The following is a 15,664-nucleotide window of genomic DNA, read 5'->3' as shown; positions in this document are numbered from 1 at the left end:
GAGTTAAGTATAAATGGCTACTATTAATCAGTTAGTAAGAAAGCCTCGTGTGGACGTAAAGAAGAAAAGTAACGTACCAGCGCTGGAAGCATGTCCACAAAGACGCGGTGTGTGCACACGTGTTTACACTACTACACCTAAGAAACCTAACTCAGCTATGCGTAAGGTTGCTCGTGTACGTTTAACCAATGGATTTGAGGTTTCATCATATATTGGTGGAGAAGGCCATAACCTTCAGGAACACTCGGTTGTTCTTATTAGAGGTGGTCGTGTTAAAGATTTACCTGGTGTGCGTTATCACACTGTACGGGGTAGCTTGGATACATCAGGTGTTAATGATCGTAAACAAGGTCGTTCGAAATACGGTACTAAAAAACCAAAAGATAAAAAATAACTGATTGTAGGAAATTGAAATGCCTAGAAGAAGAGAAGTCCCTAAAAGAGAAATTTTGCCAGATCCTAAACATCATAGTGAATTGCTAGCAAAATTTATTAACGTGTTAATGGTCAGTGGTAAAAAATCTACTGCTGAAAAAATAATATATGGTGCTTTATCAGTTTTAGAAGAGCGCGTAAAGAAGCTTAAGAAAGCAGATGAAGAAGGTGAATCAGGTTCTACAAGTGGTTCATCAACTGTTCTTCGCTACTTTGAAAATGCTTTAGATAATGTTCGCCCAAGCGTAGAAGTCCGTTCTCGTCGAGTTGGTGGTGCTACCTATCAAGTTCCCGTTGAAGTAAGAACAGATCGCAGCATTGCTTTGGGTATGCGCTGGATTGTTCAGGCTGCACGTACTCGTGGTGAAAAAGGTATGATGTTACGCTTGGCTGGTGAACTGATGGATGCCTACGAAAGTAAAGGTTCCGCAGTGAAAAAGCGTGAAGATACACATAAAATGGCAAAAGCCAACCAGGCGTTTGCACATTTTAGATGGAACTAAGAGAGAGAGGGTAATCCGTGTCTACTCCATTAAAGCTATATAGAAATATAGGGATTGCAGCGCACGTTGATGCTGGAAAAACTACCACAACAGAGCGTGTACTGTATTATACTGGTATGTCTCATAAAATTGGTGAAGTTCATGACGGTGCTGCAACAATGGACTGGATGGTTCAGGAGCAGGAGCGCGGGATTACCATTACCTCAGCTGCAACAACTTGTTACTGGCCTGGTATGGACAAGCAATTCGAACCTCATCGTATCAATATTATTGATACCCCAGGACACGTAGACTTCATGATTGAAGTTGAGCGCTCATTACGTGTACTCGACGGTGCTGTTGTTGTGTTCGACTCAGTATCTGGTGTGGAACCACAATCAGAAACTGTTTGGCGTCAAGCAAATAAGTATGGCGTACCACGCATTGTATTTGTTAATAAGATGGATAGAATGGGTGCAAACTTCCTTCGTGTAGTGAGCCAAATTAAGCAAAGATTGGGTTCAAATCCTGTCGTTGTCCAATTACCTATTGGTTCAGAAGAAGAGTTTAAAGGTGTTGTTGATCTTATTAAAATGAAGGCAATTCATTGGGATGAAGAAAATAAGGGCATGACGTTCCAATATAAAGACGTGCCTGAAGATCTCAAAGAACATTGTGAAGAATATCGTGCTCTACTTGTTGAGGCTGCTGCAGAAGCAACTGAAGAGCTTATGGAAAAATATCTTGAAGGTGTGGAACTTACTGAAGAAGAGATCAAGAAAGCACTGCGACAATTAACAATAAGTAACCAAATTGTACCGGTCTTTTGTGGTTCAGCCTTTAAAAATAAAGGTGTTCAGGCAGTTTTAGATGGCGTAATTGAGTATCTGCCTTCTCCCTCGGATATTCCTGACGTTCAAGGTGTAAATGAAGATGGTGAACCAGCCACTCGTAAGACAAGCTATGATGCACCATTTTCCGCCTTAGCATTTAAAATTGCTACTGACCCATTTGTTGGAACTTTAACCTACTTTAGAGCATACTCAGGTGTTTTAAAAAGCGGTGATACAGTTTACAACTCAGTGAAAGCAAAAAGAGAACGTATAGGTCGTTTGTTGCAGATGCACGCCAACTCACGCGAAGAAATTAAAGAAGTAAAGGCAGGAGATATTGCTGCCGCTGTTGGACTAAAAACAGTAACGACAGGGGATACGTTATGCGATACGGATAGCGTTGTTATACTAGAAAGAATGGACTTTCCAGATCCTGTAATCGCAGTTGCTGTTGAACCTAGAACCAAAGCAGACCAAGAAAAAATGGGTATTGCTCTAGGTAAATTAGCACAAGAAGATCCATCATTCCGAGTTCATACAGATGAGGAATCAGGCCAGACGATTATTGAAGGTATGGGTGAGCTTCATCTGGAAATTATTGTTGACCGCATGAAACGTGAGTTTAATGTGGAAGCCAATGTAGGTAAGCCTCAAGTTGCTTATCGTGAAACACTGAAACAAACAGTGGAACAAGAAGGTAAATTTGTTAGACAATCTGGTGGACGCGGTCAATTTGGACATGTGTGGCTGAAAATTGAACCACAAGAACCTGGAAAAGGTTATGAATTTATCAACGAAATAGTTGGTGGCGTTATTCCGAAAGAATACATTCCAGCTGTTGATAAAGGGGTTCAAGAGCAAATGCAAAATGGTGTTATTGCTGGATATCCTGTAGTGGACGTTAAAGTAACCTTATTTGATGGTTCATTCCATGAGGTAGACTCTAGTGAAATGGCATTCAAAATTGCTGGCTCAATGGGTTTCAAACAAGGCGCATTAAAAGCCAAACCAGTTTTACTTGAACCAATCATGAGTGTTGAAGTAGTTACTCCTGAAGACTATATGGGCGATGTTATGGGTGACCTTAATAGACGCCGTGGCCTTGTACAGGGGATGGAAGATTCACCAGCAGGAAAAATTGTTAGGGCTGAAGTACCACTTGCAGAGATGTTTGGTTATTCGACCGATTTACGTTCTGCTACTCAAGGAAGAGCAACATATACTATGGAATTTTCTAAGTATGCTGAGGCTCCAAATAACATTGCTGAAGCAATTATTAAGAAACAATAAAAAGTTAAAACGAGGTTATTGAAATGGCGAAGGAAAAATTTGAACGTAAGAAGCCACACGTAAACGTGGGCACGATTGGTCACGTAGACCATGGTAAGACTACATTAACAGCAGCGATTACCACGATTATGGCAAAGAAGTTTGGTGGTACAGCAAAAGCATATGACCAGATTGATGCTGCTCCAGAAGAGCGGGAGCGTGGTATTACTATTTCTACAGCACACGTAGAATACGAATCAGCGAACAGACACTATGCACACGTAGATTGCCCAGGACATGCTGACTATGTTAAGAACATGATTACAGGTGCGGCACAAATGGACGGAGCGATACTCGTAGTATCTGCTGCTGATGGTCCAATGCCACAAACCCGTGAACACATATTATTATCACGCCAAGTAGGTGTTCCATATATTGTGGTGTTCATGAACAAAGCAGATATGGTAGACGATCCTGAGTTATTAGAATTAGTTGAGATGGAAGTTCGTGACTTGTTAAGCAGCTACGATTTTCCTGGGGATGATATTCCAATTGTTGTTGGTTCAGCGTTGAAAGCGTTGGAAGGTGATGACAGTGAGATTGGTGTTAAGGCGATTGAGAAATTGGTTGAGACTATGGACTCATACATTCCTGAGCCGGTACGCAACATTGATAAAGCATTTTTATTACCAATCGAAGACGTATTCTCTATTTCTGGACGTGGAACAGTAGTAACTGGACGTGTAGAAAGCGGGATTGTAAAAGTGGGTGAAGAAATTGAGATTGTTGGAATTCGCGACACTCAAAAAACCACTTGTACAGGTGTTGAGATGTTCCGTAAGTTGTTGGATGAGGGTCGAGCTGGTGATAACGTAGGTGTGTTATTACGTGGAACCAAGCGTGACGAAGTTGAGCGTGGCCAGGTATTAGCCAAGCCAGGCACAATTAAGCCTCATACCAAATTTGAAGCAGAAGTATACGTGTTATCAAAAGAAGAAGGTGGGCGACATACACCATTTTTCAATGGATACAGACCACAATTTTATTTCAGAACGACAGACGTAACTGGAACATGTGATCTTCCATCTGGAGTTGAAATGGTAATGCCTGGTGATAACGTACAATTGACCATTAATCTTCATGCACCTATTGCGATGGACGAAGGTTTACGTTTCGCAATTCGGGAAGGTGGCCGTACTGTAGGCGCCGGTGTTGTCGCTAAAATTATTGAGTAATTAGAATGAGTAACAATCAAAACATTAAAATAAGATTAAAATCCTTTGATCATCGGTTGATTGATTTGTCAACTCGAGAAATTGTAGAGACAGCAAAACGTACTGGCGCACAAGTTCGTGGGCCAATACCCTTACCTGTCCGTAAGGAGAAATTTACTGTATTGACTTCACCGCATGTTAATAAAGATGCTCGTGATCAATATGAATTACGTACTCATAAACGCCTGGTCGTTATCGTTCATCCAACTGAAAAAACAGTAGATGCGTTGATGAAATTAGATCTGGCTGCTGGGGTTGATGTTCAGATAAGCCTTGATGACTAATATTAGGGTGAAGGATATTAAAGAGGTGTTAGAATGATGATCGGTTTATTAGGCCGTAAAATCGGTATGACGCGGGTCTTCATGGCAGATGGAGTTTCTGTTCCAGTTTCTGTTGTTGAAGTTCACCCTAATAGAGTTTCACAGGTTAAAACTAAAGAAACTGATGGTTACTCTGCTGTGCAATTAACAGGCGGAACCAAAAAAGCAAGTAAAGTCAACAAAGCTTTAACAGGTCACTTCGCAAAAGCTGAAATTGAAGCTGGTGACACGTTAGTCGAGTTCTTAGTTGATTCTGAAGATGCATTCAAAGCTGGCCAAGTAATTACAGTTTCTGATGTATTTACTGCTGGCCAGTTTGTTGATGTTGCAGGAATCACAAAAGGTAAAGGTTTTGCTGGTACAGTTAAAAGATATAATTTTAGAACACAAGATGCTACTCATGGTAACTCCAGATCGCATCGTGTACCTGGTTCTATTGGTCAAAACCAAACTCCAGGACGCGTGTTCAAAGGTAAAAAAATGGCTGGTCACATGGGTAATGTTCGTTGTACTGTTCAAAGCCTTGAGCTCGTGCGCGTAGATGCTGAAAGAAACTTACTTCTCATCAAAGGTGCTATACCTGGTGCTCCTGGCTCACGTGTTGAGATTAAGCCTGCAGTTAAAAAGCAAGTACGAGGTGAGTGATGGAAATTACTACTATAGATACAAATTCAAAGTTAATACTAAATCAAGAAGTATTTGCTTATGGCTATAACGAAGGTTTGATTCATCAAGCTGTAGTAACTTACATGAACAATGCACGTAGCGGTAACAGTGCTCAAAAAACCCGATCTGAAGTACGTGGTGGCGGCAAAAAGCCATGGAATCAAAAAGGTACAGGTCGTGCTCGTGCTGGTACAATTAGAAGCCCTTTATGGAGAAGCGGCGGGGTAACTTTTGCCTCTAAAAAGAGAGATTATTCACAAAAAATTAATAAAAAAATGTACAAACGTGCATTACGTAGTATAATCTCCGAACTTTGTCGCACTGGTAACCTGATAGTCGTAAGTGATTTCCAATGCGAAAGCAAAAAAACTAAAGATTTTGTAAGTAAAATGAACCAACTTAATATTAATAATGCTCTTATTGTAATGAGCGAAGTTGGCGAAAATGAATATTTTGGTTCAAGAAACTTAATTGATTATGATATCTGCGACGTTACAACTATAGATCCTGTTTCTTTACTCAGATTTGAAAAAGTTGTTGTTACAGAAGCTGCAATTAAAAAAATTGAGGAACAGTTACAATGAACGCTGAAAGATTGTTGATGGTTTTACGTGAACCACATACTTCTGAAAAGGCTACTGTCCTAGCTGATAAGCTGAAACAGTTCACTTTCAAAGTATTGAAAACTGCAACTAAAAATGAAATTAAAATGGCGGTAGAGAATATATTTAACGTTAAAGTTAAAAATGTATCTGTTATCAATGTGAAGGGAAAAACAAAGCGTTTCAAACAAACAAGCGGAAAGCGTAGTGATTGGAAAAAGGCATTTGTAACTCTTCATGCTGATCAAGATATTGACTTTACAGCTACCGAATAAGGCAGATTAAGATGGCACTATTAAAATCTAAACCTACATCGCCAGGTAAGCGTGGCGAATTACGCGTGGTTCATCACCATATTCATAAAGGGAAACCACATGCGTCTTTAGTTGAAAAACTTAAAAAAACTGGCGGACGTAATAACCAAGGTAGAATTACTGTAAGACATATCGGTGGTGGTCAGCGTAATCAATATCGCATCATTGATTTCAAACGTAATAAAGATGGAATTGAAGCTCGCGTTGAACGTATTGAATACGATCCAAATCGTACTGCATTGATTGCACTAATTGTTTATAAAGATGGTGAAAGAAGGTATATTATTGCACCAGCTAATTTGAATGTTGGTGATACAGTTATTAGCGGCGCTGATTCACCTATCAATGTCGGTAACTGCCTTCCGTTAAAAAATATTCCTGTTGGTACTACAATTCATTGCGTTGAAATGAAGCCAGGAAAGGGTGCCCAGGTATTAAGAAGTGCTGGAGCAAGCGGACAAATTGTTGCTAAAGAAGGTATTTATGCAACATTAAGACTCCGTTCTGGTGAAATGCGTAAAATTCATGTTCTTTGTAGAGCAGTAATTGGTGAAGTCAGTAATAGCGAACATAGTTTACGTGCATTAGGAAAAGCTGGAGCAAAACGCTGGAGAGGTATTCGCCCAACAGTTCGTGGTGTTGCTATGAACCCAGTTGATCACCCACACGGTGGTGGTGAGGGCCGAACTTCTGGTGGACGTCATCCAGTATCACCATGGGGCGTACCTACTAAGGGTTACAAAACCAGAAGTAATAAGCGTACTGATAATTTTATTGTCAGAAGACGTAAGAAGAAATAATTATTGAGAGGATATCAAGTGTCTCGTTCTATAAGAAAAGGTCCTTTTGTTGACCATCATTTGATTGCCAAAGTAGAAGCAGCAATTGAATCAAAATCTAAAAAACCAATCAAAACTTGGTCAAGACGATCAACAATCGTTCCTGAAATGATTGACTTAACAATTGCTGTTCACAACGGCAAGGATCATATCCCTGTTTATATAACAGATAATATGGTCGGTCATAAATTAGGTGAGTTTGCCATGACTCGTACATTTAAAGGCCACTCTGGTGACAGAAAGGCTAAAGGCAAATAAGAGGATATGATGGAAGTTACAGCAAAGTTAAAAGGTGCTCCCTTATCCGCTCAGAAGGGCAGATTGGTAGCAGATATGATACGAAATATGAACGTATCTGGTGCGCTTGATGTCCTCAAGTTTACACCAAAAAAAGGTGCTCAATTAATGCTTAAATTGTTAGAATCAGCAATTGCTAATGCTGAAAATAATAATGGTGCAGATATTGATGATTTAAAAGTAGGTATGGTCTGCGTTGATGAGGCAATGACTTTAAAACGTATTAGTCCCAGAGCTAAAGGACGTGCAAATCGAATTTGTAAACGTACCTGCCATATCACGATAAAAGTGTCTGACGAGGAATAGCAATGGGACAAAAAGTTAACCCTATAGGTATACGCCTAGGTATTATTAAAGACTGGAACTCTAAATGGTTCGCAGGTAAGAAATATGCTGAATTTTTAATTCAAGATATTAAACTACGTACCGAGCTGAAAAAGAAACTTATGGCAGCCGCAGTAAGTAAGATTCTTATTGAACGTCCTGCCAATAATGCCGTTGTAACAATACAAACTGCACGACCTGGTGTGATCATTGGTAAAAAGGGTGGTGGTATTGAAACTCTGCGCAATGAAATTTCTAATAAATTAGGTGTACCTGTTCATCTTAATATTGAAGAAATTAAAAAGCCTGAACTTGATTCAACACTTGTTGCTGAAGGAATTGCTCAGCAGTTGGAGCAGCGTGTTATGTTTCGACGTGCTATGAAACGAGCAGTAACATCCGCTCTTAAAGCAGGCGCTAAAGGAATTAAAATTTGTGTTAGTGGTAGACTAGGTGGTGCTGAAATTGCTCGTAGTGAATGGTATAGAGAAGGTCGTGTGCCTTTACATACTTTCAGAGCTGATATTGACTATGGTACAGCAGAGTCTAAAACTACCTACGGTATTATTGGTGTAAAAGTCTGGATCTTCAAGGGTGAAATTCTCCCTCAAAAGAAAAGATCTTCCGACGTTGCCCAGTGAGTGAGGATTAAGAATCATGTTACAACCTAAACGTACAAAATACCGAAAACAGATGAAAGGCCGTAACAGAGGCTTAGCCTTACGCGGTAGCAACATCAGCTTTGGTGAATTTGGTTTGAAAGCTCTTGAACGCGGTCGTTTAACTGCAAGACAAATTGAAGCAGCGCGAAGAGCAATGACACGTCATATTAAGCGTGGTGGTAAAATTTGGATTAGAGTATTCCCAGATAAACCTATTACACAAAAACCTTTAGAGGTAAGACAAGGTAAAGGTAAAGGTAGCGTTGAATATTGGGTTGCTCAAATACAACCAGGTAAGGTTTTATTTGAAATGGAAGGTGTATCCAGAGAGCTTGCGATGGAAGCTTTTGATCTGGCCAAGGCAAAACTTCCTTTCAAAGTAATATTTGAAGAAAGGAAGGTGATGTAATGAAAAAAATTGATGAATTACGCGGTCTATCGGTTGAAGAACTGCAAAATGAATTGCTTTCATTGCGTAAAGAACAATTAAATTTGCGAATGAAGAAAGCAAGTGGCTCACTAGATAAAACACATCTCATCACCATGGTGCGTAAGTCAGTGGCAAGAGTAAAAACAATGTTGACTGAAAAGGCAGGTAAGTGACATGTCTAATAGTGAATCAAATGCCAGAACAATGGTTGGAAAAGTAGTTAGTGACAAAATGGATAAAACCATAGTTGTGATGATTGAACGTTCTGTTAAGCATCCAAAGTATGGAAAAATTATGAAACGTAGATCTAAATTACATGCTCATGATGAAAATCAAGTATGTAAAATTGGTAACATAGTAAAAATCCGTGAGTCAAGACCACTCTCTAAAACAAAAAGCTGGGTATTAGTCGAAGTAATTTCTTAATCAACCCTGTTGATTTACTTTTAAAACCCTAAAAGGCCTGATATAATCAGCAACCTTTTTCTGGTCGAAATCAGAGCTGGAGAAAAAAATGATCCAAATGCAGACAGTGCTCGAAGTGGCTGATAATAGCGGAGCACGTAAGGTTATGTGTATTAAAGTGCTTGGTGGTTCTCACCGTAGGTATGCACGTGTAGGTGATGTAATCAAAGTAAGTATTAAAGATGCAATACCCAGAAGTAAAGTAAAGAAGGGTGCTGTGATGAAAGCGGTAGTTGTTCGTACAGCACAGGGCGTTCGTAGAGACGATGGTTCTTTGATTCGTTTTGATGGTAACGCTGCAGTACTGTTAAATAACCAAAACGAGCCAATTGGTACTCGTATATTTGGCCCTGTTACTCGCGAGCTACGAGAGAGATTTATGAAAATAATATCTCTGGCTGCAGAAGTTTTGTGAGAAGGATTTAGATATGAAACGTATTCAAAAAGGCGATGATGTAATTATAATCGCCGGAAAAAGTAAAGGTCATAGAGGTAAGGTCTTACGTGTGACTGAAAATGGTGTGGTTGTTGAAGGTGGAAACTTAATCAAAAAACATGTTAAGCCTAATCCGCAAAAGCCAGAAAACAAGGGAGGTATTATTACCCTTGAAGCGCCAGTACACATTTCTAACGTTGCTCATTATAATTCCAACACAAAGAAAGCAGATAAAGTAGGATTCAAATTTATTGAGAGTAACGGGATAAGTAAGAAAGTTAGATATTTTAAATCTGACAATGAAATAATTGACCGTGTTTAATTAGGTGATTGAAATGGCAAGACTTAATGAATTTTATAAAAAAGAAATCATCCCTATGATGATGAAACGGTTCAAGTATTCCAGCGTTATGGAAGTTCCAAAGCTGCTTAAAATCACCTTAAACATGGGTGTTGGCGAAGCTGTTGGTGATAAAAAGGTGATGAATCATGCAGTTGAGGACATGACTTTGATTGCTGGACAAAAGCCTGTTGTTACTAAAGCAAGAAAATCTATTGCTGGTTTTAAAATTAGGGAAGGTTGGCCAATTGGCTGTAAAGTAACACTAAGACGTCAACGGATGTATGAGTTTTTAGACAGACTGATTTCCGTAACTTTACCGCGTGTAAGAGATTTTCGTGGTTTAAATCCTAAGTCTTTTGATGGAACTGGTAATTACAGTATGGGAATACATGAACAAATCGTATTTCCAGAAATTGATTACGATAAAACAGATGGCATTCGTGGTTTAGATATTTGTATCACTACAACTGCTAAAACAAATGAAGAAGCTAAAGCTTTATTAGAAGCTTTTAACCTTCCATTGAAAGATAGAGATAAAAAATAAGGGTGAAATTGTGGCTAAAAGATCAATGCTTATGAGAGAGTTAAAGCGTAGCAAACTAGTAAATAAGTACAGTAAACGCAGAAACGAATTGAAAAAATTGATTAAATCATCTGATGATTTTCAGGTAATTATGGATAGTCAGTTAAAGTTAGCTAAATTGCCTGTTAATTCAAATCCTGTTCGTTTTAAAACACGATGTCAGCAATGTGGTCGTCCACATGGAGTTTATCGTAAGTTTGCTCTTTGTAGAATTTGCTTAAGACAACAACTAATGGTTGGTAATATACCTGGCGGAAGAAAATCCAGCTGGTAATTTTTTAATTGGAGAACGATTGTGAGTATGCATGATCCAGTTGCTGATATGCTGACCCGAATTAGAAATGGTCAACAAGCAAAGCATCAGCAAATAACGTTAACTTCTTCTAAATTGAAGGAAGAAATTGCTCGTGTTTTAAAGGAAGAAGGATATATTGAAAACTTCTTTGTAGAATCACTAGATAATAATCTTAAATTAATGACGATTAAGCTGAAATATTATCATGGCCGACCCGTTATTGAATTGATTAAGAGAATTAGCAGGCCTGGATTGCGAGTCTATAAATCTTATAAAGATTTGACATCAGTTCCTGGCTTTGGTGTTGCTATTTTGTCTACATCACAAGGTATAATGACCCATATATCTGCAAAGATGAAAGGCGTTGGTGGCGAAGTCATTTGTGAAGTGGCTTAATACTTGCGAGGAATAATATGTCTAGAGTAGCAAAAGCCCCAGTAGTTCAACCAGCAAACGTTGAAATAACAATAGGTGATGGTGAAGTTACTGTTAAAGGGCCTAAAGGTACACTAACCCAAAAAATTAATAGGTTAGTTAAAGTAACGAAAAATAAAGATTCTAATCATGTTGAGTTTGCTCCTGCTGCAAATGATCCTAGAGCTTGGGCTCAGGCTGGAACAGCTCGTGCATTAGTAAATAATATGGTTAAGGGTGTAACTGAAGGTTTTGTTGTCACCTTGGAACTCGTTGGTGTAGGTTATAGAGCACAGTCTAAAGATAAATCAATTACATTATCATTAGGCTTTTCTCATCCTATTGAGTACCACTTACCTAAAGGTGTGTTAGTTGAAACCCCAAGCAATACTGTTATATTGCTGAAAGGAGTTGATAAACAAATTTTGGGTCAAGTAGCTTCTGAAATAAGAGCATTTAGACCACCAGAGCCCTATAAAGGCAAAGGTGTTAAACTTGCTGGCGAGTATATTGCTCGTAAAGAAGCGAAAAAGAAATAAGGTTTAAGTCATGAATAAACACAACTCACGTGCTCGACGTGGATTAAAAGCAAAGGCACTGATTCGTAAATCAGGCAGAGCAAGACTAGTCGTTTATAGAAGTGGTTTGCACATTTACTCACAAATCATCGAAGCAGATAATCTTGGTGATAAAGTATTAGTGTCATGTTCAACTAACGATAAAGAATTGCGTACAAACCTAACCGGTAAATGTAAAGTAGAACAAGCTACCTTAGTTGGCAAGTTGCTTGGTGAGCGTGCAAGCGAGCGTGGCATTACTCAAGTTGCATTTGATCGTGCTGGTTATAAATATCATGGCCGAGTGAAAGCCCTTGCAGAAGGTGCGCGCGAAGCTGGATTAGATTTTTAAGGAACGATTATGGCATTCGATGAATCATCACCTAAATCAGATGGCTACCAAGAAAAGCTAGTATCGGTTAATCGTACGGCTAAAGTTGTTAAGGGCGGCCGTGTTTTCGGCTTTGCAGTTCTTGTTGTTGTTGGTGACGGCAAGGGCAAAGTTGGATTTGGTAGAGGTAAAGCAAGAGAGGTTCCAATTGCTATTCAAAAAGCAATGGAGCAAGCTAAGAAAAATATGGTTTATATTCCACTTTCTGGATCAACTATATTTCACGAAATTACTTGGAACTACGGTGCTTCTAGGGTATTTATGAAGCCTGCAAGTGAAGGTACTGGGATTATTGCTGGTGGCGCGATGAGAGCCGTCTTAGAAGTTTTAGGCGTGCAAAATATATTAGCTAAAAGTATTGGTTCAACCAATCCAAGCAATATTGTAAGAGCTACTATCGGTGCTTTAACTAATATCGGTACCCCAGATTATGTTGCGGCCAAGCGTGGTAAAACTGTTGAAGAAGTTATGGCGGGCTAATTATGGAAAAGAAAATTAAAATAACTTTGGTTAAAAGCATAATAGGCAGAAAGCCAAAGCACGTTTCTATCGTAAAGCAATTAGGTCTAGGTAAAACTAATTCGAGCGTATCACATAATGATACCCCAGCAATTCGTGGCCTTATTAATAAAGTTGATTATCTATTGCTGGTTGAGGAGAGTGTATAATGAATTTAAATTCACTATCACCAGATCCTGGTTCAAAACGACCCAAAAGACGGTTAGGGCGTGGTATAGGATCCGGGCTAGGTAAAACAAGTGGTAAAGGTCATAAAGGGCAAAAAGCTCGTGCTGGTGGCTTTCACAAAATTAATTTTGAAGGCGGTCAAATGCCTATTCAAAGACGTCTACCAAAAATGGGATTTAAGTCTCGCGTTGGTAAAACTGTAGATCAGATATGCCTCAGTGAGCTTGCAAAGTTGTCTGCTGACGTAATTGATCTCAATACATTGCGTGAAGCAGGTTTAATCAGCAGTTCTATTAAGGATGTAAAAGTTATTTTATCTGGTGAATTAACTACTGCCATCAAACTTAAAGGTTTAAGGGTCACTAAAGGAGCTCGTTTAGCCATTGAAGGTTTAGGCGGCAGCATAGAAGAGTGACTATGAAAAACCAAAAACATAATGCAAGCCAATCACGTGGTGGATTGGCTGAACTGAAATCAAGATTATTGTTTGTTGTCCTTGGAATTTTAGTTTATCGTTTGGGAGCTCATATACCAGTTCCTGGCTTGGATCCCGCACGCTTAGCTAATTTTTTTAATGAACAGCAGAATACAATTTTTGGCTTATTCAATATGTTTTCTGGTGGTGCTTTATCGCGTGTGACGGTTTTTGCAATTGGTATTATGCCTTATATTTCTGCATCTATTATTCTCCAACTTTTTACTGTTGTCTCTCCTAAGCTTGAACAACTGAAAAAAGAAGGTGAATCTGGGCGTAGAAAAATAAACCAATACACTCGATATCTAACTTTAGTGCTTTCGGTGTTTCAGTCTTTAGGAATGGCACGTTGGTTAGCTGGACAACAAATTGCACTACAAGCCGACTTTTCATTCTACTTTACTGCGGTAGTTACCTTGGTTACGGGTACTATGTTTTTAATGTGGTTAGGTGAACAAATTACTGAAAAAGGCGTTGGTAACGGAATATCTTTAATTATCTTTTCAGGAATTGTATCAAGTATGCCTTCTGCTATTGCGTCGGTTCTTCAACAGGTTAAAGAAGGACAGATGCAGGCATTAACCCTAATTATTATTGCCGCTGTTGTAGTGGTTGTAACTGGATTTGTAGTGTTTATGGAGCGTGCACAGCGACGTATAAGAGTGAATTATGCGCAAAGGACGCAAGGTAGAAAGGTATATGCTGCACAAACGAGTCATTTACCTTTAAAGATCAATATGTCTGGGGTAATACCTCCAATTTTTGCATCCAGCATCATATTATTGCCTGCAACTTTGGCTCAATTCTTCTCACATACTAAGGGTTTGGGATGGTTAGCTGATGTTGGAATGGCTCTATCTCCCGGACAACCTTTGTATTTAATCGTTTATGCTGTATCTATTATATTTTTTGCGTTCTTTTATGCAGCTTTGGTCTTTAACCCCAAAGATACTGCTGATAATTTAAAAAAATCTGGTGCATATATCCCTGGAATTAGACCGGGTGAGCAAACAACTAAATATATTGATGGTGTTATGACTCGCTTGACATTAGTGGGCGCAATCTATTTGGTTCTGGTATGTCTTTTGCCTCAGATTTTGATGTATACATGGCATGTCCCTTTTTATTTCGGAGGAACGTCATTGCTGATTATTGTAGTTGTTATTATGGATTTTGTAGCTCAGGTACAAGCTCATTTAATGACTCAGCAATATGATTCTTTAATGAAAAAGGCTAATTTTAAAGGTACCAAATTACCTGGTCTTTTATGATCTTTATCGGAGTTAGGAATGAAAGTAAGAGCATCTGTAAAGCGAATTTGTCGCAATTGCAAGATTATTAAACGAAGTGGCACTATACGGGTTATTTGTAAAGATGCCAGACATAAGCAAAAGCAGGGTTAATATCTGCTTGATTTAATTTTATAAAAATAGTATTCTTCTGTCCCTTTCGACAGAACAAATAACGTTCGGAGAAGTTAATGGCTCGTATTGCGGGAGTAAATATACCTGATCACAAACATGTTGTGATTGCTTTAACAGCAATATATGGTATTGGTAAACCTACATCCTTGAAATTATGTTCCTCAGTTGGTATTGAACCTTCAAAGAAGGTATCAGAACTAACCGATGCTCAACTTGAGTCTTTGAGAACAGAAATTGCAAAAATAACTGTGGAAGGTGATTTGCGTCGTGTTGTGACAATGAACATTAAGCGCCTTATGGATCTGGGATGTTATCGTGGACTAAGACACAGAAGAGGATTGCCACTGCGAGGACAACGTACGAAAACTAATGCTCGTACACGAAAAGGTCGCAGAAAAGGCACTACCGTTTGATATTTCATGTAGGAAAGTAAGATGGCAATAACAAAGTCGAAACAACAAAAAGTACGCAAAAAGGCAAAACGTGTCGTATCAGATGGTATTGTGCACGTTCATGCATCTTTTAATAATACAATAGTTACCTTTACTGACAGACAAGGTAATGCGCTATGCTGGGCAACATCTGGTGGTTCAGGATTCAGAGGTTCAAGAAAAAGTACCCCCTATGCTGCACAGGTTGCTACTGAGCGTGCTGCTGCTGTTGCGAAAGAATACGGTATGAAATCTGTGGCTGTATTTGTTCATGGTCCCGGACCCGGAAGAGAGTCCACTATTCGTGAATTAATATCACAGGATTTTAAAATTGTTGAAATTACCGATGTTACTGGTATACCTCATAATGGGTGTAAACCACCTAAAAAACGTCGTGTATAAGACTCAGGAGT

The 15,664-nt window shown here is 39.0% G+C and carries 29 protein-coding genes; all 29 read left to right on the top strand.

Translation table 11 applies throughout. The annotated features are described in order from the left end of the window. Positions 1-13 precede the first annotated feature (13 nt). The 29 genes from rpsL to rpsK all read left to right on the top strand — a co-directional run bounded on the left by rpsL (position 14) and on the right by rpsK (position 15,653). On the top strand, positions 14-394 hold the full coding sequence (gene rpsL / locus FOLKNPGA_RS15295; RefSeq protein ID WP_182350699.1) for a 30S ribosomal protein S12: 381 nt from the start codon (positions 14-16) through the stop codon (positions 392-394). A gap of 19 nt (positions 395-413) precedes the next feature. Beyond that, on the top strand, positions 414-938 hold the full coding sequence (rpsG, locus tag FOLKNPGA_RS15290) for a 30S ribosomal protein S7 (protein WP_182350698.1): 525 nt from the start codon (positions 414-416) through the stop codon (positions 936-938). 17 nt (positions 939-955) lie between these two features. Next, on the top strand, positions 956-3,040 hold the full coding sequence (gene fusA / locus FOLKNPGA_RS15285; RefSeq protein ID WP_182350697.1) for an elongation factor G: 2,085 nt from the start codon (positions 956-958) through the stop codon (positions 3,038-3,040). Between the two features lie 23 nt (positions 3,041-3,063). Then, complete coding sequence (tuf, locus tag FOLKNPGA_RS15280; RefSeq protein WP_019233360.1) at positions 3,064-4,254, top strand: elongation factor Tu; 1,191 nt, start codon at positions 3,064-3,066, stop codon at positions 4,252-4,254. Between the two features lie 5 nt (positions 4,255-4,259). Further along, a complete protein-coding gene (gene rpsJ / locus FOLKNPGA_RS15275) occupies positions 4,260-4,577 on the top strand; it encodes a 30S ribosomal protein S10 (RefSeq protein WP_019233361.1) in 318 nt (105 codons plus the stop codon). 36 nt (positions 4,578-4,613) lie between these two features. Continuing rightward, positions 4,614-5,261: a 50S ribosomal protein L3 gene (gene rplC / locus FOLKNPGA_RS15270; protein ID WP_232891341.1), complete on the top strand. Its 648-nt coding sequence runs from the start codon at positions 4,614-4,616 to the stop codon at positions 5,259-5,261. Further along, positions 5,261-5,866, top strand: a complete 606-nt coding sequence (rplD, locus tag FOLKNPGA_RS15265) for a 50S ribosomal protein L4 (protein ID WP_182350695.1) — start codon at positions 5,261-5,263, stop codon at positions 5,864-5,866. Before rplC ends, rplD begins: the two co-directional genes overlap by 1 nt. Next, positions 5,863-6,159: a 50S ribosomal protein L23 gene (gene rplW, locus FOLKNPGA_RS15260; RefSeq protein ID WP_182350694.1), complete on the top strand. Its 297-nt coding sequence runs from the start codon at positions 5,863-5,865 to the stop codon at positions 6,157-6,159. Before rplD ends, rplW begins: the two co-directional genes overlap by 4 nt. An 11-nt stretch (positions 6,160-6,170) precedes the next feature. Next, positions 6,171-6,998 (top strand): 50S ribosomal protein L2, encoded by an 828-nt coding sequence (gene rplB / locus FOLKNPGA_RS15255; protein WP_182350693.1) that lies wholly within the window; start codon positions 6,171-6,173, stop codon positions 6,996-6,998. 18 nt (positions 6,999-7,016) lie between these two features. Further along, the gene (gene rpsS / locus FOLKNPGA_RS15250) at positions 7,017-7,295 is read left to right on the top strand and encodes a 30S ribosomal protein S19 (protein ID WP_019233366.1); all 279 of its coding nucleotides are present in this window, start codon (positions 7,017-7,019) and stop codon (positions 7,293-7,295) included. Between the two features lie 9 nt (positions 7,296-7,304). Then, positions 7,305-7,640, top strand: coding sequence for a 50S ribosomal protein L22 (gene rplV / locus FOLKNPGA_RS15245; RefSeq protein WP_010654827.1), 336 nt, complete (start codon positions 7,305-7,307; stop codon positions 7,638-7,640). A 2-nt stretch (positions 7,641-7,642) separates the two neighbouring features. After that, positions 7,643-8,299 (top strand): 30S ribosomal protein S3, encoded by a 657-nt coding sequence (gene rpsC, locus FOLKNPGA_RS15240; protein WP_058458799.1) that lies wholly within the window; start codon positions 7,643-7,645, stop codon positions 8,297-8,299. 16 nt (positions 8,300-8,315) lie between these two features. Continuing rightward, a complete protein-coding gene (gene rplP, locus FOLKNPGA_RS15235; RefSeq protein ID WP_003633085.1) occupies positions 8,316-8,729 on the top strand; it encodes a 50S ribosomal protein L16 in 414 nt (137 codons plus the stop codon). Then, positions 8,729-8,923: a 50S ribosomal protein L29 gene (gene rpmC / locus FOLKNPGA_RS15230; protein WP_019233368.1), complete on the top strand. Its 195-nt coding sequence runs from the start codon at positions 8,729-8,731 to the stop codon at positions 8,921-8,923. The genes rplP and rpmC overlap by 1 nt, the downstream gene beginning before the upstream one ends. A 1-nt stretch (position 8,924) precedes the next feature. Continuing rightward, a complete protein-coding gene (rpsQ, locus tag FOLKNPGA_RS15225; protein WP_019233369.1) occupies positions 8,925-9,176 on the top strand; it encodes a 30S ribosomal protein S17 in 252 nt (83 codons plus the stop codon). Between the two features lie 88 nt (positions 9,177-9,264). Next, positions 9,265-9,630, top strand: coding sequence for a 50S ribosomal protein L14 (rplN, locus tag FOLKNPGA_RS15220; protein ID WP_006872243.1), 366 nt, complete (start codon positions 9,265-9,267; stop codon positions 9,628-9,630). 13 nt (positions 9,631-9,643) lie between these two features. Continuing rightward, positions 9,644-9,973: a 50S ribosomal protein L24 gene (gene rplX, locus FOLKNPGA_RS15215; protein ID WP_182350692.1), complete on the top strand. Its 330-nt coding sequence runs from the start codon at positions 9,644-9,646 to the stop codon at positions 9,971-9,973. A 13-nt stretch (positions 9,974-9,986) separates the two neighbouring features. After that, complete coding sequence (gene rplE / locus FOLKNPGA_RS15210; protein WP_182350691.1) at positions 9,987-10,538, top strand: 50S ribosomal protein L5; 552 nt, start codon at positions 9,987-9,989, stop codon at positions 10,536-10,538. A gap of 10 nt (positions 10,539-10,548) precedes the next feature. Then, positions 10,549-10,851 (top strand): 30S ribosomal protein S14, encoded by a 303-nt coding sequence (gene rpsN / locus FOLKNPGA_RS15205; protein WP_182350690.1) that lies wholly within the window; start codon positions 10,549-10,551, stop codon positions 10,849-10,851. A gap of 21 nt (positions 10,852-10,872) precedes the next feature. Further along, positions 10,873-11,268 (top strand): 30S ribosomal protein S8, encoded by a 396-nt coding sequence (gene rpsH / locus FOLKNPGA_RS15200; RefSeq protein WP_058458795.1) that lies wholly within the window; start codon positions 10,873-10,875, stop codon positions 11,266-11,268. A gap of 17 nt (positions 11,269-11,285) precedes the next feature. Continuing rightward, a complete protein-coding gene (gene rplF / locus FOLKNPGA_RS15195) occupies positions 11,286-11,825 on the top strand; it encodes a 50S ribosomal protein L6 (RefSeq protein ID WP_182350689.1) in 540 nt (179 codons plus the stop codon). A gap of 10 nt (positions 11,826-11,835) precedes the next feature. After that, the gene (gene rplR / locus FOLKNPGA_RS15190; protein WP_182350688.1) at positions 11,836-12,195 is read left to right on the top strand and encodes a 50S ribosomal protein L18; all 360 of its coding nucleotides are present in this window, start codon (positions 11,836-11,838) and stop codon (positions 12,193-12,195) included. A 9-nt stretch (positions 12,196-12,204) separates the two neighbouring features. Further along, entirely contained in the window at positions 12,205-12,714 is a 510-nt protein-coding gene (rpsE, locus tag FOLKNPGA_RS15185; protein WP_182350687.1) for a 30S ribosomal protein S5, read from the top strand. Between the two features lie 2 nt (positions 12,715-12,716). Continuing rightward, positions 12,717-12,902 carry a 50S ribosomal protein L30 gene (rpmD, locus tag FOLKNPGA_RS15180; RefSeq protein WP_182350686.1) on the top strand — a complete coding sequence of 62 codons (186 nt, stop codon included), beginning with the start codon at positions 12,717-12,719 and terminating at the stop codon, positions 12,900-12,902. Then, positions 12,902-13,336 carry a 50S ribosomal protein L15 gene (gene rplO / locus FOLKNPGA_RS15175; protein ID WP_182350685.1) on the top strand — a complete coding sequence of 145 codons (435 nt, stop codon included), beginning with the start codon at positions 12,902-12,904 and terminating at the stop codon, positions 13,334-13,336. Before rpmD ends, rplO begins: the two co-directional genes overlap by 1 nt. A 2-nt stretch (positions 13,337-13,338) precedes the next feature. Then, entirely contained in the window at positions 13,339-14,667 is a 1,329-nt protein-coding gene (secY, locus tag FOLKNPGA_RS15170) for a preprotein translocase subunit SecY (RefSeq protein ID WP_182350684.1), read from the top strand. Positions 14,668-14,685: 18 nt separating this feature from the next. Further along, positions 14,686-14,799: a 50S ribosomal protein L36 gene (rpmJ, locus tag FOLKNPGA_RS15165; protein WP_010946099.1), complete on the top strand. Its 114-nt coding sequence runs from the start codon at positions 14,686-14,688 to the stop codon at positions 14,797-14,799. Positions 14,800-14,876: 77 nt separating this feature from the next. After that, a complete protein-coding gene (rpsM, locus tag FOLKNPGA_RS15160; RefSeq protein WP_182350683.1) occupies positions 14,877-15,233 on the top strand; it encodes a 30S ribosomal protein S13 in 357 nt (118 codons plus the stop codon). A 21-nt stretch (positions 15,234-15,254) separates the two neighbouring features. Continuing rightward, complete coding sequence (rpsK, locus tag FOLKNPGA_RS15155) at positions 15,255-15,653, top strand: 30S ribosomal protein S11 (protein WP_003633055.1); 399 nt, start codon at positions 15,255-15,257, stop codon at positions 15,651-15,653. Positions 15,654-15,664 lie beyond the last annotated feature (11 nt).

This window comes from Legionella sp. PC1000, from assembly GCF_014109805.1.
Taxonomy (GTDB): Bacteria; Pseudomonadota; Gammaproteobacteria; order Legionellales; family Legionellaceae; genus Legionella; species Legionella resiliens.
Note: the sequence above shows the minus strand (reverse complement) of the source record. Positions and strands in the feature narration are given on the sequence as shown.

Bases quoted from the DNA above. Each gene is read 5' to 3' on its own strand.
- rpsE (WP_182350687.1), top strand. From the start codon at position 12,205: ATGGCATTCGATGAATCATCACCTAAATCAGATGGCTACCAAGAAAAG.
- rplB (WP_182350693.1), top strand. From the start codon at position 6,171: ATGGCACTATTAAAATCTAAACCTACATCGCCAGGTAAGCGTGGCGAA.
- rpsQ (WP_019233369.1), top strand. From the start codon at position 8,925: ATGTCTAATAGTGAATCAAATGCCAGAACAATGGTTGGAAAAGTAGTT.
- rpsK (WP_003633055.1), top strand. From the start codon at position 15,255: ATGGCAATAACAAAGTCGAAACAACAAAAAGTACGCAAAAAGGCAAAA.
- rplV (WP_010654827.1), top strand. From the start codon at position 7,305: ATGGAAGTTACAGCAAAGTTAAAAGGTGCTCCCTTATCCGCTCAGAAG.
- rplR (WP_182350688.1), top strand. From the start codon at position 11,836: ATGAATAAACACAACTCACGTGCTCGACGTGGATTAAAAGCAAAGGCA.
- rplP (WP_003633085.1), top strand. From the start codon at position 8,316: ATGTTACAACCTAAACGTACAAAATACCGAAAACAGATGAAAGGCCGT.
- rplX (WP_182350692.1), top strand. From the start codon at position 9,644: ATGAAACGTATTCAAAAAGGCGATGATGTAATTATAATCGCCGGAAAA.
- rplD (WP_182350695.1), top strand. From the start codon at position 5,261: ATGGAAATTACTACTATAGATACAAATTCAAAGTTAATACTAAATCAA.
- rplN (WP_006872243.1), top strand. From the start codon at position 9,265: ATGATCCAAATGCAGACAGTGCTCGAAGTGGCTGATAATAGCGGAGCA.
- rplW (WP_182350694.1), top strand. From the start codon at position 5,863: ATGAACGCTGAAAGATTGTTGATGGTTTTACGTGAACCACATACTTCT.
- rplO (WP_182350685.1), top strand. From the start codon at position 12,902: ATGAATTTAAATTCACTATCACCAGATCCTGGTTCAAAACGACCCAAA.
- rplC (WP_232891341.1), top strand. From the start codon at position 4,614: ATGATCGGTTTATTAGGCCGTAAAATCGGTATGACGCGGGTCTTCATG.
- secY (WP_182350684.1), top strand. From the start codon at position 13,339: ATGAAAAACCAAAAACATAATGCAAGCCAATCACGTGGTGGATTGGCT.
- rpsG (WP_182350698.1), top strand. From the start codon at position 414: ATGCCTAGAAGAAGAGAAGTCCCTAAAAGAGAAATTTTGCCAGATCCT.
- rplE (WP_182350691.1), top strand. From the start codon at position 9,987: ATGGCAAGACTTAATGAATTTTATAAAAAAGAAATCATCCCTATGATG.
- rpsL (WP_182350699.1), top strand. From the start codon at position 14: ATGGCTACTATTAATCAGTTAGTAAGAAAGCCTCGTGTGGACGTAAAG.
- rpsJ (WP_019233361.1), top strand. From the start codon at position 4,260: ATGAGTAACAATCAAAACATTAAAATAAGATTAAAATCCTTTGATCAT.
- rpsC (WP_058458799.1), top strand. From the start codon at position 7,643: ATGGGACAAAAAGTTAACCCTATAGGTATACGCCTAGGTATTATTAAA.
- rpmJ (WP_010946099.1), top strand. From the start codon at position 14,686: ATGAAAGTAAGAGCATCTGTAAAGCGAATTTGTCGCAATTGCAAGATT.
- rpsM (WP_182350683.1), top strand. From the start codon at position 14,877: ATGGCTCGTATTGCGGGAGTAAATATACCTGATCACAAACATGTTGTG.
- tuf (WP_019233360.1), top strand. From the start codon at position 3,064: ATGGCGAAGGAAAAATTTGAACGTAAGAAGCCACACGTAAACGTGGGC.
- rplF (WP_182350689.1), top strand. From the start codon at position 11,286: ATGTCTAGAGTAGCAAAAGCCCCAGTAGTTCAACCAGCAAACGTTGAA.
- rpmD (WP_182350686.1), top strand. From the start codon at position 12,717: ATGGAAAAGAAAATTAAAATAACTTTGGTTAAAAGCATAATAGGCAGA.
- rpmC (WP_019233368.1), top strand. From the start codon at position 8,729: ATGAAAAAAATTGATGAATTACGCGGTCTATCGGTTGAAGAACTGCAA.